Source organism: Microbacterium pseudoresistens (genome assembly GCF_013409745.1).
GTDB lineage: Bacteria > Actinomycetota > Actinomycetes > Actinomycetales > Microbacteriaceae > Microbacterium > Microbacterium pseudoresistens.
In genome coordinates this window covers 1216052-1230485 of sequence record NZ_JACCBH010000001.1, presented here as the reverse complement: position 1 = coordinate 1230485, position 14434 = coordinate 1216052, and the positions used below count along the sequence as shown (strand labels likewise).

19 protein-coding genes are annotated in these 14434 nt (G+C 70.3%); 7 read left to right on the top strand and 12 right to left on the bottom strand.

Going from position 1 to position 14434, the window contains the following annotated elements; translation table 11 throughout:
• Nucleotides 1–124: 124 nt before the first annotated feature.
• On the bottom strand, nt 125–1192 hold the full coding sequence (locus tag BKA02_RS06070; protein WP_179432234.1) for a histidinol-phosphate transaminase: 1068 nt from the start codon (nt 1190–1192) through the stop codon (nt 125–127).
• 266 nt (nt 1193–1458) lie between these two features.
• On the opposite strand from BKA02_RS06070, the gene BKA02_RS06065 reads away from it, so the two are divergent.
• Complete coding sequence (locus BKA02_RS06065; protein WP_179432232.1) at nt 1459–1860, top strand: phage holin family protein; 402 nt, start codon at nt 1459–1461, stop codon at nt 1858–1860.
• 36 nt (nt 1861–1896) lie between these two features.
• Here BKA02_RS06065 and BKA02_RS06060 read toward each other — a convergent pair whose 3' ends face one another.
• Together BKA02_RS06060 and BKA02_RS06055 are read right to left on the bottom strand one after the other, a co-directional pair.
• Nucleotides 1897–3180: an alpha/beta hydrolase gene (locus tag BKA02_RS06060; RefSeq protein WP_179432230.1), complete on the bottom strand. Its 1284-nt coding sequence runs from the start codon at nt 3178–3180 to the stop codon at nt 1897–1899.
• Nucleotides 3181–3237: 57 nt separating this feature from the next.
• The gene (locus BKA02_RS06055; RefSeq protein WP_179432228.1) at nt 3238–3492 is read right to left on the bottom strand and encodes a hypothetical protein; all 255 of its coding nucleotides are present in this window, start codon (nt 3490–3492) and stop codon (nt 3238–3240) included.
• A 188-nt stretch (nt 3493–3680) separates the two neighbouring features.
• On the opposite strand from BKA02_RS06055, the gene BKA02_RS06050 reads away from it, so the two are divergent.
• Both BKA02_RS06050 and purB read left to right on the top strand, forming a co-directional pair.
• A complete protein-coding gene (locus BKA02_RS06050) occupies nt 3681–4214 on the top strand; it encodes a low molecular weight protein-tyrosine-phosphatase (protein WP_179432226.1) in 534 nt (177 codons plus the stop codon).
• 86 nt (nt 4215–4300) lie between these two features.
• Nucleotides 4301–5692 carry an adenylosuccinate lyase gene (gene purB / locus BKA02_RS06045; protein ID WP_179435257.1) on the top strand — a complete coding sequence of 464 codons (1392 nt, stop codon included), beginning with the start codon at nt 4301–4303 and terminating at the stop codon, nt 5690–5692.
• Nucleotides 5693–5722: 30 nt separating this feature from the next.
• Here the strand turns inward: purB and BKA02_RS06040 are convergent, their stop codons facing one another.
• Nucleotides 5723–6112, bottom strand: a complete 390-nt coding sequence (locus BKA02_RS06040) for a hypothetical protein (RefSeq protein WP_343045360.1) — start codon at nt 6110–6112, stop codon at nt 5723–5725.
• Nucleotides 6109–6777 carry an acyl-CoA synthetase gene (locus BKA02_RS06035; RefSeq protein WP_179432224.1) on the bottom strand — a complete coding sequence of 223 codons (669 nt, stop codon included), beginning with the start codon at nt 6775–6777 and terminating at the stop codon, nt 6109–6111. The genes BKA02_RS06040 and BKA02_RS06035 overlap by 4 nt, the downstream gene beginning before the upstream one ends.
• Nucleotides 6778–6909: 132 nt before the next feature.
• Here BKA02_RS06035 and BKA02_RS06030 point away from each other — a divergent pair, with 132 nt between their 5' ends.
• From BKA02_RS06030 to BKA02_RS14480, 3 genes are all read left to right on the top strand, one after another.
• A complete protein-coding gene (locus tag BKA02_RS06030; protein WP_179432222.1) occupies nt 6910–7323 on the top strand; it encodes a hypothetical protein in 414 nt (137 codons plus the stop codon).
• 78 nt (nt 7324–7401) lie between these two features.
• Nucleotides 7402–8325 carry a DnaJ domain-containing protein gene (locus BKA02_RS06025; RefSeq protein ID WP_179432220.1) on the top strand — a complete coding sequence of 308 codons (924 nt, stop codon included), beginning with the start codon at nt 7402–7404 and terminating at the stop codon, nt 8323–8325.
• Between the two features lie 80 nt (nt 8326–8405).
• Nucleotides 8406–8786, top strand: a complete 381-nt coding sequence (locus tag BKA02_RS14480) for a cupredoxin domain-containing protein (protein WP_179432218.1) — start codon at nt 8406–8408, stop codon at nt 8784–8786.
• Between the two features lie 3 nt (nt 8787–8789).
• Here the strand turns inward: BKA02_RS14480 and BKA02_RS06015 are convergent, their stop codons facing one another.
• The 5 genes from BKA02_RS06015 to BKA02_RS05995 all read right to left on the bottom strand — a co-directional run bounded on the left by BKA02_RS06015 (nt 8790) and on the right by BKA02_RS05995 (nt 12195).
• Nucleotides 8790–9191, bottom strand: a complete 402-nt coding sequence (locus BKA02_RS06015) for a VOC family protein (RefSeq protein ID WP_179432216.1) — start codon at nt 9189–9191, stop codon at nt 8790–8792.
• A 47-nt stretch (nt 9192–9238) separates the two neighbouring features.
• Nucleotides 9239–9616: a PIN domain-containing protein gene (locus tag BKA02_RS06010; RefSeq protein WP_179432214.1), complete on the bottom strand. Its 378-nt coding sequence runs from the start codon at nt 9614–9616 to the stop codon at nt 9239–9241.
• Complete coding sequence (locus BKA02_RS06005; protein WP_179432212.1) at nt 9613–9870, bottom strand: ribbon-helix-helix protein, CopG family; 258 nt, start codon at nt 9868–9870, stop codon at nt 9613–9615. Before BKA02_RS06005 ends, BKA02_RS06010 begins: the two co-directional genes overlap by 4 nt.
• Nucleotides 9871–9957: 87 nt before the next feature.
• Nucleotides 9958–10767 (bottom strand): alpha/beta fold hydrolase, encoded by an 810-nt coding sequence (locus tag BKA02_RS06000; protein ID WP_246285982.1) that lies wholly within the window; start codon nt 10765–10767, stop codon nt 9958–9960.
• A gap of 51 nt (nt 10768–10818) precedes the next feature.
• Nucleotides 10819–12195, bottom strand: a complete 1377-nt coding sequence (locus BKA02_RS05995; protein WP_179432209.1) for a reverse transcriptase family protein — start codon at nt 12193–12195, stop codon at nt 10819–10821.
• A gap of 250 nt (nt 12196–12445) precedes the next feature.
• Here BKA02_RS05995 and BKA02_RS05990 point away from each other — a divergent pair, with 250 nt between their 5' ends.
• Nucleotides 12446–12673, top strand: coding sequence for an RNA-binding S4 domain-containing protein (locus BKA02_RS05990; protein WP_179432207.1), 228 nt, complete (start codon nt 12446–12448; stop codon nt 12671–12673).
• 287 nt (nt 12674–12960) lie between these two features.
• Here the strand turns inward: BKA02_RS05990 and BKA02_RS05985 are convergent, their stop codons facing one another.
• Together BKA02_RS05985 and BKA02_RS05980 are read right to left on the bottom strand one after the other, a co-directional pair.
• Nucleotides 12961–13836, bottom strand: coding sequence for an amidohydrolase family protein (locus BKA02_RS05985; RefSeq protein ID WP_179432205.1), 876 nt, complete (start codon nt 13834–13836; stop codon nt 12961–12963).
• On the bottom strand, nt 13833–14426 hold the full coding sequence (locus BKA02_RS05980; protein WP_179432203.1) for a DUF4286 family protein: 594 nt from the start codon (nt 14424–14426) through the stop codon (nt 13833–13835). Before BKA02_RS05980 ends, BKA02_RS05985 begins: the two co-directional genes overlap by 4 nt.
• Nucleotides 14427–14434: the final 8 nt, after the last annotated feature.

The window sequence follows — 14434 nt, the reverse complement described above, 5'->3', positions numbered from 1 at the left end:
CGCGTCGGCATGCGCGGTCACGTATACCTAGGGCACCCTCGCACTTGCCTGGAACGCCGAGAACTCCGCGGAACTCCGGGCCTCGGGCGGTTCGGCCGCCGGGTGTGGCGAGGGGTCGGCGACGTCAGCGGAGGGATGCGGCGACGTCGAGCACGCGAGCGATCGACTCCTCCTCGCCGACCGAGATGCGGATGCCGTCGCCGTCGAAGGGGCGCACGATCACGCCCGCCGCGTCGAACGCCGCCGCCGCATCCATGGTTCCGGCCCCGGTGGGGAGCCAGATGAAGTTGCCCTGCGCATCCGGCACGTCCCAGCTCTGGGCGCGCAGGCCGTCGCGCAGCGCCGTGCGCCGTTCGACGACCACGGCGACCCGCTCGCGCAGCTCGGCCTCGGCATCCAGGCTCGCGATCGCCGCGACCTCGGCGGCCGAGGTCACCGACAGCGGGATCGCCGTGGTGCGCGCGGCATCGAGCACGCGCGGGTGGCCGATCGCGTAGCCGACGCGGAGGCCGGCGAGCCCGAACGCCTTCGAGAAAGTGCGCAGCACGACGACGTTCGGGTGCGCCTCGAAGATCCGCTCCGCGATGCCGTCGACCGCGCCGTCGGCCGTGACGAACTCGGCGTACGCCTCGTCGAGCAGCACGAGCACGTCGGCGGGCACCTTCTCGAGGAACGCGGCGAACTCGGCGCCGGTGACGATCGGACCGGTGGGGTTGTTGGGCGTGCAGACGATCACCACGCGGGTGCGGTCGGTGATCGCGGCGGCCATAGCGTCGAGGTCGTGGCGGGCATCGGGCAGCAGCGGCACGGGGACGCCGGTCGCCCCCGCCACGAGCGGCAGACCGGGGTACGCCTCGAACGAGCGCCAGGCGTAGACGACCTCGTCGCCCGCCGACGCCGCGGCCTGCACGAGCTGGTACAGGATCGCGACGCTGCCGGAGGCGACGTGCACGGCATCAGTCTCGACGCCGTAGCGCTCGGCGATCCGGGCGCGCAGCGCCCCCGCCGTCGCATCCGGATAGCGGTTGACCGGTGTCGTGCGCGCGAGCGCCTCGGCCACCTGCGGCAGCGGATCGAAGGGGTTCTCATTGCTGGAGAGCTTGAACGCATCGGCCCCTGCCTGCCTGCCCTGCCGATACGGCGGGAGGGCTGCGATCTCGGGACGGATGCGGGGAAGGATCGGCTCGCTCACTCCGCCGAGTCTACGAGCGTGCGGCCTGGGAACGGAGAATCGCGAACAAGCGATTCTCCTGGATCCTCACACTCACGTTCCTCGAGATGAACGCCCGTGTCATCGACATGGACACGGAGGCGGCGTTCGACCTGGTGCTCCGCACGGCGCAGAGCCTGGCGTCGCTCGCCGAGATCGCCGAAGCGTTCCGCACGCACATCCGGTGACCCTGGATCGTCGCAGATCTTGCGACAGCTCCCACGACCGCGTGCGAGACTGGGCACACCATGAGATTCCTCATCCGCGTCGTCATCAATGCCTTCGCCATCTGGGTCGTGACGCTCATCCCGATCCTGCAGGTGGGCATCACCCCGTTCGCCCCCGGCGAGACGCTGCAGCTCGTGCTCACGCTTCTCGTCGTGGGCGCGATCTTCGCGCTCGTGAACACGATCGTCGGCACGGTGGTCAAGATCGTGGCGATCCCGCTGTACATCCTCACCCTCGGACTCATCTCCCTCGTCATCAACGGCTTCCTGCTGTGGCTGACCGCCGTGATCACGGGGATGTTCGGGTGGGGCCTGCACGTGGACCACTTCTGGTGGGGCGTGGTCGCGGCGCTGATCATCGCGATCATCAACGCGGTCTTCGGCGCCATCCTTCGTCCGCAGCGCAAGAAGAACCGGCGCTGAGCCTCGAGCGGCTGCCTCCGCCGCGGCTGAGCGCGCTCACTCGCGGCGCGCGACGTACTCCGTCGCGACCATGTCGACGGCCTCATCGAGCTCGGCGAAGCGCTCCCGCAAGGCGTCGATGCGCGGGTCGCCCGAGGCGTCCGCCTTCGCCGCCGTGTCACCGTAGGCGTCGCGCATGTGCGCGGCCAGCAGCACGTCCTGCAGACCCTGCCCGGGGTCGCCCACGCCTTCGATGACCATGCTGTCGGGCGACCCGGTGCCCGCTCCCAGGTCGCCCCCGGCGAGCGTAGAGACCAGATCGTCGGTGTGCCGCACCGCCACGCTCATCGTGTCGTCGGGGAACTCCGCGGCGACCGGGTTGCCGAAGGTGACGACGGTGCCGACCTCGAACTCGCCGGCCAGTGCGACATGGGTCGCGATCGCCGCGCCCTGCGAATAGCCGACGACATCGATACGGTCTCCGGGCCCTGCGCCGGCCGCATGCAGCGCGTCGATCGTCGCCCGGTACGACGCCGACTCAGTGCGGTCGAGGTACAGCTCGGTGTTCGAGGTCATGTCCCACGGCTCGGTGCCGTCGAGACCCAGACGCGTGCCGCCGGCGTAGAGGAGGTAGCGGGTCGCGCCGTCCGGCATCCGGTAGGTCTCCACGCGCACCTGCGCGTCGCCCTCGGACGGGATGCGCTCCAGCGCGTCTTCGAGACCGGCGGGCGGCCCCGAGGGGCCCTTCACCCGCATCGGCCTGATCGTGACCCTGTGCTCGGCTGGTGCCAGGCGTGTGCCGGCCGGGATCGCGCCCTTGCCGAGCCCTCTGATCATGCTCACGAGCGACGCTGCGACCATGCCCGCAGTCTGCGGTCCGGCCGTACCGAGGAGCGTCGCCCACCGGGTTTGGTCGATGAACCCCGCCGACGCGCTGTCGCGCCAGGCCCGGATCAGGTGCTCAGCCCCCACGCCCGCCGCGGGATTCCTCGTCGCGAGCCGGTCGGCATCGCGAAGGAGCGCCTGCGCCTCGTCCGGATCCGACGAGGCCAGCAACGCGGCCCGTGCCCGGATCTCGGCGATCTCGTACGCGTCGGCGAGGAACAGCGTGCCCGTCGCATCGTTGTCGAGCTCGGCCACCAGGTCGTGCAGGGCGGCGGTCTGCTCCGCCAGGCCGCCGAGCTCGAGCCGGGTGCCGTCGAGCACACCCGGCACGCAGCGCAGATCTCTCTCGACGCGCGCGAGTTCGTCGGTCATGGTGCGGATGCGCCACGACGTCTCGCGCAGCACCTCGGTGTCGACGGCGATCGCCCCGCCGTGCGAGATGTCGATGTCACTCATCCATGGTCCTTTCCTCCCGACCGCCCGCGGCGATCCCTTGCGTGTCGATGGCGGGCATCACAGCACCGGCAGTTCTTCGGCCGCGACGCCCACGCGCATGGCGATGTACGCCAGATCGTGCGAGCGTGCGGAGAGCGACCGGTTGAGCGCGGCGATGCCCTTGGAATGCCAGTGGGTGTCTTCCGCGAGCCGGATGAGCTCCTGGCCGTTCTGCTCGAGCCGCTCCACGGCGCCGGAGAGCAGCCGGCGCGCTTCGAAGACGGACCAGGCGGCGGCGGACGAGGGCTCATCGGGGAGGAAGGAGTATGCCATGGCAGTACGTTCGCGCATCCGTCCGCAGCGCGGGGGCCGGATCGCACCACCGGTGAACAGTCCGCGACCAGCACGGCCCTGGGGAGGAAGACCTTCGGCATCCGGACCCGAAACCCGATGCGACAGGTTGACTCGTGCGACAGGAAAACTCTGTGCAGCAGGTTGACACTGTGCGGCAGGATGAGTCCATGACCGAGACGGACCGGTTCCGCGTCATCTTCGTGTGCACGGGCAACATCTGCCGCTCACCGATGGCGGAGGCGGTGCTGCGCGACATCGCGACCGCGCACGGCCTCGGCGATCGCGTGCTCTCCTCCAGCGCGGGCACGGGCGACTGGCACGTCGGCGAACGCGCCGATGCCCGCACGCTCGATGCCCTCACCCGCCGCGGCTACGACGGGTCGCAGCACCGCGCACGGCAGTTCACCTACGACTCCTTCGCCGAGAACGACCTCGTCATCGCCCTGGATCGCACGCATGAGCGGAGCCTGCGCCAGTGGGCGCGCGACGAATCCGAGGAGGGCAAGGTGTCGCTACTGCTGTCGTTCGATCACAGTGCACGAGAGCTCGACGTGTTCGACCCCTATTACGCCGATGCGCGCACCTTCGACGAGGTGCTGTCGGTCATCGAGGGCGCGGTGCATGCGCTGTTCCGCCAGCTCGAGCCCGCGCTGCGCGCCGCCCCGCTCTCGGGAGAGGCCGGTCGGCGCCGCTCGGTATGATCGAAGAGCGGCTTGCGGCCTGATCCGCCCGCCGAATCCGCGATCCGGCCACCGGCGCCGAGGGCGCCCCGATAAGGAGGACTCCCCTGACTTCCCAGCCCGCGCTCCCCGCTCTGCCCGACCAGCCGCTGAGCCCGCTCGACGGCCGCTACCGCGCCGCCGTCTCGCCGCTCGCCGACTACCTCTCCGAGGCGGGGCTCAACCGCGCGCGCGTCGAGGTCGAGGTCGAGTGGCTGATCGCCCTCACCGACCGTTCGCTGTTCGGCACGGCACCGCTCGCCGACGCCGACAAGGAGCGCCTGCGCGGGCTGTACCGCGAGTTCGGGCAGGCCGAGATCGACTGGCTCGCCGAGAAGGAGGCCGTCACACGGCACGATGTCAAAGCGATCGAGTACCTCGTGCGCGACCGGCTCTCCACCCTGGGCCTGGACGCCGTGGCGGAGCTCACGCACTTCGCGTGCACGAGCGAAGACATCAACTCCGCCTCGTACGCCCTCACCGTGCAACGCGCCGTGCAGGGGGTGTGGCTGCCCGCACTGGATGCGGTGATCGCGAAACTGCGGACGCTGGGCGCCGAGCACGCGGATGCGGCGATGCTGTCGCGCACGCACGGCCAGCCCGCGACCCCCACGACGATGGGCAAGGAGCTCGCCGTGTTCGCCTCACGCCTGGAGCGCGTGCGCGAGCGGATCTCGGCCTCCGAGTACCTCGCGAAGTTCTCCGGGGCGACCGGCACGTGGTCGGCGCACCTGTCGGCCGAACCCGACGCCGACTGGCCGGGGATCTCGCGTGCGTACATCGAGGGGCTCGGACTAGACTTCAACGGGCTCACCACGCAGATCGAGTCGCACGACTGGCAGGTCGAGCTGTACGACCGCATCCGGCACGCGGGCGGCATCCTGCACAATCTCGCCACCGACATCTGGACCTACATCTCGATCGGCTACTTCACGCAGATCCCCGTGGCGGGGGCGACCGGGTCGTCGACGATGCCGCACAAGATCAACCCGATCCGCTTCGAGAACGCCGAGGCGAACCTCGAGATCTCCGGCGGCCTGCTCGCGACCCTGTCGCAGACCCTCGTCACCAGCCGAATGCAGCGCGACCTCACCGACTCCACGACCCAGCGCAACATCGGCGTCGCTCTCGGACACTCCCTGCTCGCGCTGGACAACCTGCGCCGCGGGCTGGATGAGATCTCCCTCGCCCGCGACGTGCTGCTCGCCGACCTCGACGGCAACTGGGAGGTGCTGGCCGAGGCGATCCAGACGGTCATCCGCGCCGAGGTCGTCGCAGGCCGCTCGACGATCACCGACCCCTACGCTCTGCTGAAGGATCTCACCCGCGGGCACCGCGTGGGAGCCGCCGAGCTGGTCGAGTTCGTGCAGGGGCTCGACATCGGAGATGCCGCGAAGCAGCGGCTGCTCGCGCTCACCCCGGCAACGTACACCGGTCTCGCCGAGCGCCTTGCCCGCTGACGGGCGCAGCGCTCTCGCGGATGGGATGCGTCAGCGAGCGGTGGAATCGTCGCCCGGCTCGGTGGGGCGATCGGCCGCACCGTCTGCGGCGCCCGTCGTCTCGGATCCGGCCGCGTCGGGCTCCTCGGCGTAGAGCACGGGGCGATCCACGGTCTTGACGACCTGCGCGGGATCGACGGCGAGCATGAGCATCGCGAGCAGGAGCAGCGTCACGATGAATGCGCCGCCGCCGACGACCAGCGCGAGCCCCCAGGGCGTGAGCCCGGTGTAGGTGCCGTGCGCGACCGCGTTGACGACGCGCGAGGTGAAGGCGCCCGTGGAGATGAGCGTTACGACAGCGGCGAAGGCGCCGCAGGCGAAGCCGATGCCGAGCAGATGCAGCGGGCGCAGCAGCTCGCGACGGGTGGGCTTGTCGGTCACGCGACACCTCCTCGTTCGGCGGTCGTGGCGGCGGCATCCGCATCCTCGACCGCGGACGATGCCGCCGCGCGCGGCGAGAGGCCGGCGATCCCGAGGAACACGGCGACGAACGCGGCGTAGAGACCGAAGATGCCGACCGCGAGGGTGATGCCGGTGAGCACGAAGTCGCCGGCGCCCTCGATCGTGTAGCCCCACGCGTACTGGGCCGGCACGACGGCGACGGCCACGGCCAGCAGCAGCCCGAAGACCCCGACGAGGATGTGATCGCGTGCGACATCGGTCGGCTGCCCCGCGGCCAGGGCCGCCTTTCGGGCACGCAGGCCCGCAAGCAGCTCGACGAGTCCGCTGAGCGCGCCCCACGCGATCACGACGACGAAGAACAGCACCGTCGTGCGCCAGATCGCCACACCGCTCGCCATGCCGGCGAGGAAGCCGATCGCGGCGAGCAGCACGTAGGGCCAGCGCCCGCCGGGGCTCGCGACGAGCCAGGCGGCGAGCGCGAGCAGCAGAGCAGTCGACAGCGCGAACCCGCTGAAGACGGCCAGGCCCACGGCGGCCGAGTGGTCGGGCGAGAAGGTGATCATGACCGCCGCGATCGCGGCGAAGAGGGCGCGCGCGAGCTGTGCGTGGCGCACGCTGAACGTCCGGGAGGCGGCAGTGGGCATGGTCGATCCTCTGAAGGGGTTTCCGCTCCAGTCTACGCGCGGAATCCGCGCCGCTCGGCTCGGCGCAAGGTGCGGGGCGCAGGGGGTTTCCCGCGTCAACCGTTCTTGCATCTGCGCGCCTAGACTGCACGCATGCTCGCTCGAGAACACCGGATGCCGGCACTCCTCCTCTCCGCGCTCGCCCTCCCCGTGGCCCTGACCGCGTGCTCCTCGACCGCCGCGCCGTCTGTCTCGTGTGACGATGTGCTCGCCCAGGCTTCGTACGAGACGATGGCGCAGCTGGCCGCCGCGGGCCTCGCTGCCGATCCGGATGCGCTGCGCGACGCACTGCCCGATGATGCGGATGCGGTGAAGAACGGCGACGGTGCGACGATCGAGCTCCCCTCGTACGACGACGCCCGCGAGCGATTCAGCGACGCCGAGTACGCGCAGGTGCGCAGCGCCCTCTCCTCCGCCTCCACCGGCGTGGGTGCGGTGTTCGACGCCGAGGCGCTGTACCGGGCGCTCGACGCCTCCGGCCCCTGCGCCGGGCAGCTCGACGGCTGAGCCGCCCGTTGCCGAGGGGGCACGCCACGCCTCGAAGCACGGGATAGCCTGGAAGGCGCGACGGGCGGAGGGAGTGCGGTGTTCGACAGTCCGCTCTCGGTCTCGGCGTACGAGGCGCTCGGCGTCGACGCCGCGATCGACGACGACGGGTTGCGGCGCGCCTACCGGGTCCGGCTGCGCGAGACCCATCCCGACACCGGCGGCGACGCGGCCGTGTTCCTCCAGGTGCAGCGGGCGTGGGAGCTGATCGGCAGCCCCGGCGAGCGTGCGCGGTACGACCGCGGGCACGGATTCTCCGCCCCGAGCGGGTGGAGCGGGTCGTACGCCCCGGCTGCGCGTCGCGGGTCGCGAATGCGCGCGCAGTCATACGGCGAGGCGGGTCGGTGGCATCGCGAGCGCTACCTCGCCCTCGTGCGCGAGTGGGCGGGATCCGCCTCCGTTCCCGATCCGTATGCGGCGGCCTTCGTACGCACGCTGCCGCGCGCAGTGCGCCGACTTCTCGCCGACGCGCTGGCCGAGGAGGAGACAGCGCTCATGATCGACGAGCTGGGGATGGGCTTCACCGCCTGGCACGACGTGGCCACCGTCGTCGGGGCGACGGCGAGCGCCCCCACCAAGCTCGATCACGTCGTGCTCGGCTCGTCGGGGCTGTACGGCGTCGCCTCGGAGGACTACGGCGGCGTCGTGGGCTTCCGCGGCGGCGAGATCGTGGGGGCGAACGTGACGAGCCCGGCGCCGGTCACGGCCCTGCTCGGACGGATCCGCGGCGTCGCGCGCACCGCCCGCGTGCGCTTCGGCGGGGCGATCGTCGTGCTGCCCGACGACGACCTCGGCGACGCCGTCATGCCGCTGGGCCGTGGGCGCGGCATCCCCGTGGTGGTCGTGCGGCGCAGCGCCCTGGGAACTCTGCTGCGCTCGGGCGCACCGGGCTCACGCGTGCTGGGCGGCACCGAGCTGTTCGACGTGCGCACGCGACTGCGCGCCGCGATCCGCTTCGCCTGAGTCTGCTCACCCGCGCGCGCGACACTCAGCGTCAGTGGGCGAAGATGGATCCACGACGCTCGATCACTTCGGAGGTTGCCGTGAGCCGTTCCCCTCGTCGCCTCGTCACCCTCCCGGGAGTTCTCGCCGTCGCCCTCCTCGCCGTCAGCGGATGCGCGAGCGGCCCCGACGCCGAGCCGACCGGGCACACCACCGAGGTGACCGTGTCGGTGCAGGGGATGCACTTCGTACCCGACGTCATCGAGGTGCCCGTCGGCGATGAGCTCGTCGTCACCTTCGAGAACACGGGTGACCAGATCCACGACCTCGTCTTCGACAACGGCACCGGCTCGGATCGCGTGCCGCCGGGCCAGCAGGCGCAGATCGATGTCGGCGTCGTCGCGGCCCACATCGACGGATGGTGCTCGGTGAGCAATCACCGCGCCATGGGCATGGAGTTGACGGTCCGCGCCGTCGAGTAGCCGCTACGCCTCGCGCGGCGGGTTGTGCATGAACTCGATGCGGATGCCGTTGGCGTCCTCCACGAACGAGGCGTAGTAGCGCTCGGTGAAGCGCGGATAGGTCTTCGGCTCGCGCACGACCGTCCAGCCCGCCTCGACCGCGATCGCGTGCAGGCGATCGACCTCCTCGCGGGAGCCGACCTCGAAGGCGAGGTGCTGCCAGCCGACCCTGCCGTGCCGGTGGGGACCGGTGCCCTCTTCGCGAGCGGGCATCAGGATGAGCTCGGTCTCGGTGCCGCAGTCCCACGACACCGAGGTCTCGGCGTCGCGGCGCGTGTATCCCATCGCGGTGAGCACGGGATCGAACTGCGCGGTCGCGGCGGGGACGTCTTCTACGGTCATTCCGAGGTGATCAACGAGGGCCATGCCTCGCGAGCCTAGATCAGCGGATCTGATCGCGTCGAGAACCTTGGTCAGTACGGCGCAGAAAGCCCTGCGAACATGGGGAAGTGCTTGACGTTCCGCGTGAGCAGTGGCGCATCCAGAAGCACGGCGGTCGCCGCGATCGCCAGGTCTGCGGCATCGATACCGCGATTGCCTGGGAGCCATCGTCTGCCGAGCTCACCGGCTACCTCGGCGACCTGTGCGTCCAGCGGACGCCAGTCGAGGATCTCTAACAACGCGCGAGTGCGGGTCTCCTCTGCGGTCCGCATGCCCGCGAGCACTTCCAGCCGAGTCACCTCGCTGGCGTGAAGCGGGCCGTCCATGCGAGCGTCACGGAGGACCTCTGCCGCGGCGGCTTCGCCACGGAGCACATCGATGAGCACCGATGTATCGACCAGAACGCTCACTTCGTCTGGGCCTCGTGGAGCCGCTCGCCGGAGCGGAGGATCTCGACGTACTCCGCGCCATCCACATCCCGGTCGCGCCATGCTCCCAACGCGGCGTCGATCGCCTGAACATCCGCTTTCACGTCCGTCCGGGAGCCATAGGTCCGCGTGACGGCATCGCGGATCAGCGCGGACAGCGATCGACCGGTGCGCGCCGACTCGGCATCGAGGATGCGTCGATCCTCTTCGGTCAGTGAGATCTGAGTGCGCAACATGATGTAATCATACATCACCTGGTTCTCACGACTCCGGTCGAGTCGAGACCGCTCCTCCCCCCGACACGGTCTGCCGCGTATCGCTCGTCAGAGGCGGTCGGCGATGATGCGGGCGGTGGATACCGGGTCGGGGCGGTGCATGGCCGATGCGGGGTCGATGACGAGCTCGGCCTCGGGGACGACGTCGGCGAGGCGGTCGGCGGCGGCCACGAGGAACGGGAAGGTCTGCTCGCCGCGGATCACGACCATGCGCGCACGGGGCGAGACCTGCGCCGGCTTCGCCTGCCGCATCCGCAGGGTCAGTCGGGCGTCGTAGACGACCGACTGCGCGAGCGGAGCGAGGGCGTCGAGCTGCCCGCTCGCACGGGCGGCCTCGACCATCTCAGCCGGCAGGCCCACAGCGTCGCGCTGGAACGCGGCCACCGCATCGGCGTCGCGCCCGTCGTCGACCAGCCCCTGCAGGCGTTCGACGAAGTCGGAGTCGAAACCCGTCCCGTCGAAGTCGATGGGCGGTTCGGAGAGGAAGAGCGCTCCAGTCGCGACGTCGGCGACGGCCGCGGCGAGCGCCAGGACCGCACCCGACGAGTGCCCGAGCACGGCATCCGCGCCTCCGACCGCGTCGATCACCGCCGCGAGATCGGCGATCTCGTCATCGGGGGTCGAGCCCGCCCGGTCGCCGCTGCCGCCGCGCGCCCGACGATCCCACACCACCGCACGCATCCCCGCATCCCTCAGGCCCTGGGCGAGCGGCGCGGCATCGGCGGCCACAGACAGCGCTCCGTTCACGATCACGACCGTCGGGCCGGAACCGGTCGCACTGAAGGCGATCGGCGTTCCGTCGGCCGAGGTCGCCGTGCTCATCGCGGGCCGCTGTTCGGGGGTGGTCGTGTCGTCCATGTTCCGAACTTAACGACCGACTCCGACATGGGGAACCCACAAACGAGCCCACTACCAGCGGATGCGGGCGAATTCGGCGCGCAGGCGCTCGCCGCGCCGCGCGTTCAGGCTCTCGACCCACGAGATCCGGCCGAGCAGGTGGGCTCGGAAGTCGGCGACCCCACCTCGATTCTGTGTGGCAGGGCCGTGCACGACGCAGTTGTGCACGATCGCCTTCAGCCGGTCGTAGTCGTCACGCGAGACGTTGAGGCGCTCGTTGACGACGATCCCGGTGACGCTCTGCCGCACCCCTCGGCCCCGCACGCGCGTCTTGCGCGCATTCGCCTCGTGGCCCTCGTCGGCGATGATGCGCCTGGCACCGCGGATGAACGCATCCGCACGCCGGGCGAGCGCCGGCCCGCCGCTGAACGCGAGGTCGTCGGCGTAGCGCGTGTAGGTCGCATCGAGCGCATCCGCCCAGCCGGTCAGGCGAGAATCCAGCCGTCGGATGGCGAGATTCGCGAGCATCGGCGACGACGGTGCTCCTTGCGGAAGGTGGGTCGAGGCGAGCGCGCGGCGCAGGGCGAACCGCTCATCGGGTGATCCGCCGGGCGGCATCGCGGCGAGCACCGCCGGCGGCACGGCGGTGGTGCACAGCCCGGTCATGGTGTGCGCGACGGGCTCCGAGAACCCGCTCTGGCGCAGCACACCGTAGATGCGAGGGGCCGTCACGCGCGCGAAGAACGTCGTGAGATCGAGTGAGATCACCGTCTCCGCCCCGATATGGCGGGCGGCGCCCGTCGCGGCGCTGCGCCCCGGGAGGAACCCGTGCGCGGCGTCGTTGACGGGGATGAGCGCGAGCACGGCGTGCAGCAGCCGGCGCTGGGCACGGCGCAGCCGCTGCTCGGGGATCTCCAGCAGCCTCGGCACCCGCCCGGGGCGCCGGCGCCACTCGTATCGGTAGTGCTGGAGAGCGGGTGAGCGCGCGCGGCGGTTCCAGTGCTTCACATCGGCCAGCCACTGCAGCCGGCCGAGGTCGATCTCGAGCAGGGCGGCGAGGTCGGTGACGTCGCCGATGGCGGGCAGCGCCCCGGTCGGCTCCCGCGACACTGACGGCGCGATGACGCGGTGCCGGATGCGCAGCGGCGACCCGCGCTCCTCGGCCTTGCGCACGGCCTCGAGGAACGCCGACGAGCGGACGATCACCGACACGAGCAGCCGCGGGGCGTCGCTCGGCGGACGCGCGAGCTCCGTCAGCACGTCGCGCACGAGCGGGCCGAGCCAGCGGCGCCGCGCACCAAGGACATCCGCGCCGGCGTCGATCAGCGCCGCCCGCTCCCATGCCTCGGCGGCGAGGAACGCATCACCGAGCGCCGCGGCGACATCGCGCGGCAGCGGATGCGGTGTGCGCGCGAGCACCCTGGATGCGGGCGTCGCCGCATCCGTCATCCCGCAACTCCCGACCTGCGCAGTACGAACGAAAGGCGATGACTTGCGGACGACTCGTCCATCAGTGCGGGCGCCGGTCTGCGCGAAGCGCAGTGAGGTGCCTGCGGCGGTCGTTCCTGATCAGCCTGCGTACCCCGGGGTAGCCCCGGAGAGGGCGGGACAACGCGTGTACCACCCGCCTCGTCCGCAAGCCATCGCACGGCGCCAGGCTAGCAAGGGCCTCCGACGCCGATCGGGTTAGCATGCTGGAATGGCAAACACCGAGCGGATCGACGACGTGCCCATCGGGGGCGAGACGATCCGGCTCGGCCAGTTCCTTAAGTTCTCCGGCCTGCTCGACTCGGGCGGCGACGCCAAGGAAGCCATCATCGACGGGCTCGTCGCCGTGAACGGCGAGACCGAGCGCCGCCGCGGCCGACAGCTGCACCCCGGCGACATCGTCGCCGTCGACGGCCGCACTGCGCGCGTGCAGCCGTAATCCCGTGCGCCCCGGTCTCCCGACGCGTACGCCCCACCCCTCATGTTCGCCCGGCGTCCTCCAGCCGAGTCACTATCCGCCACGGGTACCGCGGTTTGCCGCGGGAACTTCCCTGCTCTCAAGTCCTTTGAATCTCTTCCCTGAACGCGATTCCCGCGCAGATCGCGACTTCGAGCCCGGCGATCATCGTCGTCACAGATAGCCGCATAGGCATCAGTTCTCGCCACGAACGTTCGAAAACGCGACACCAACGACAAGCCCACCACCAGCAACCCCGAATCGGTATATCAAGGCTCAGTGCACCAGAGCACTCGCAGCGCAGTGCCACCCAAGATGTCACCGCGCTCGGCCGACGATAGGAAGGAAAGCTCGTCGCGCACGTGCCCGAGCAGTTCCGTGTACTCGGGTGGGTTCTCGAGCAGAGACATCCGGGTCAGATCGGACGCCCACATGATCCGCTCGGAGCCGAAGGCATCGCGCGCTCGCTGCAGACCGAGGTCGAGGTCGTGGTAAGGGTACGGCTCGTTGGAGTAGGTCGGCAGCGATGAGAACTTCACGTGCACGTTGGGAAACCGTGCGAGCTCCAGCAGCTCGTCGAACCGTTCGAACGCGTCTGCGTCGCGGCCCGCAAGCCGATCGAGCCGGATGTTGCGAAGCGCCAGATGGTCGACGATCAGCGGCAGCTGCGGGTACCGCTGCGCAATCGGCGCGAGCCGCCCGGCCTGGTTCTGACACAGCACGAACAGTGGCAGGCCCGCGCGTGCTGCGGCCGACCAGAACCAGTCGGCGTGGTCGAGGTCGAGCCAGTCGCCGAACTCCGCCTTCGGATAGCTCATCCGAATGCCGAGCATGCCTGGCTGGTCGCGCCAGGCGGCGAGCTGACCGACCGTCTCCGGTGTGAACGGGTGGCGGCCCATGACCGCGATCCGTTGTGGATGCTGCGCCGCCCATTCGAGGACTTCGGTGTTGTCCTCGCCCACCCAGATCGGCGGCACGACGACTGCACGGTCGACGCCGGACGCATCCATCAGCCCGAGCAGTTCGTCGACTCCGAACGGCTCCTCACGCTGCGGCTCCTCGCGCCCAGGGGGCCATGGCCGAGATCGATGCTCCGCGCGCCACACGTGCACACCCGCATCGACGATCACCGCAGGATCTCTCATGAGTCGTGTTTCGAGAGCACAGTGGGGATCTCCAACCACGACGAGTGCTCGGTCCGGCGCCGGTAGCCGGCGACGCGACGCCCCCACTCGGTCGGCTCGGCGGGCACGAAGTTCGGCCTCAGATGCAACCCGCCATCAGTGAGATACCAGACGGCCAGGTAATCGTCGGAGTCGAGTCGGTGAAACCGCCGGATGCCCAGGTACTGCGGGCGCTTCAGCAACTCGGGAATGTGGTCCTGGTCGTACCACTCGTTGAAATCGGCGGCGTGCTGCGGCGGAATCTCCATGAGCACCATGCGGATGCCCGGGGCCGTCGCGTCGGCGGGGTTCGGCCGGGGTGGCGCGGTGGTCGATATCTCTTCCCACCCGATGCGGGTCGACTTGCCTCGCAGGTGGCCGAGCCGGTCGCGCCACAGTTCAGTCGGGATGGCCCGGTAGGCTAGGTCGAACGGCCAGGACGCATCCTCGACGTCCCATATCGCCAGGTGCTCAAGAGGCTCCACCAGGGAACGGTAGCGGCGGATGCCGGTGAACTTCGGTACCGCGAGGCGCTCGGCGATGTGCACTTCGTCATACCACCGGTTGACCATTGCCTCGC

What these genes read in the sequence shown, in the direction of transcription:
- BKA02_RS06065 (WP_179432232.1), top strand. Translation starts at nt 1,459, where the DNA reads ATGAGATTCCTCATCCGCGTCGTCATCAATGCCTTCGCCATCTGGGTC.
- BKA02_RS06060 (WP_179432230.1), bottom strand. Translation starts at nt 3,180, where the DNA reads ATGAGTGACATCGACATCTCGCACGGCGGGGCGATCGCCGTCGACACC.
- BKA02_RS06055 (WP_179432228.1), bottom strand. Translation starts at nt 3,492, where the DNA reads ATGGCATACTCCTTCCTCCCCGATGAGCCCTCGTCCGCCGCCGCCTGG.
- BKA02_RS06050 (WP_179432226.1), top strand. Translation starts at nt 3,681, where the DNA reads ATGACCGAGACGGACCGGTTCCGCGTCATCTTCGTGTGCACGGGCAAC.
- BKA02_RS06035 (WP_179432224.1), bottom strand. Translation starts at nt 6,777, where the DNA reads ATGCCCACTGCCGCCTCCCGGACGTTCAGCGTGCGCCACGCACAGCTC.
- BKA02_RS06030 (WP_179432222.1), top strand. Translation starts at nt 6,910, where the DNA reads ATGCTCGCTCGAGAACACCGGATGCCGGCACTCCTCCTCTCCGCGCTC.
- BKA02_RS06015 (WP_179432216.1), bottom strand. Translation starts at nt 9,191, where the DNA reads ATGGCCCTCGTTGATCACCTCGGAATGACCGTAGAAGACGTCCCCGCC.
- BKA02_RS06005 (WP_179432212.1), bottom strand. Translation starts at nt 9,870, where the DNA reads ATGTTGCGCACTCAGATCTCACTGACCGAAGAGGATCGACGCATCCTC.
- BKA02_RS06000 (WP_246285982.1), bottom strand. Translation starts at nt 10,767, where the DNA reads ATGGACGACACGACCACCCCCGAACAGCGGCCCGCGATGAGCACGGCG.
- BKA02_RS05995 (WP_179432209.1), bottom strand. Translation starts at nt 12,195, where the DNA reads ATGACGGATGCGGCGACGCCCGCATCCAGGGTGCTCGCGCGCACACCG.
- BKA02_RS05990 (WP_179432207.1), top strand. Translation starts at nt 12,446, where the DNA reads ATGGCAAACACCGAGCGGATCGACGACGTGCCCATCGGGGGCGAGACG.
- BKA02_RS05985 (WP_179432205.1), bottom strand. Translation starts at nt 13,836, where the DNA reads ATGAGAGATCCTGCGGTGATCGTCGATGCGGGTGTGCACGTGTGGCGC.
- BKA02_RS05980 (WP_179432203.1), bottom strand. Translation starts at nt 14,426, where the DNA reads ATGGTCAACCGGTGGTATGACGAAGTGCACATCGCCGAGCGCCTCGCG.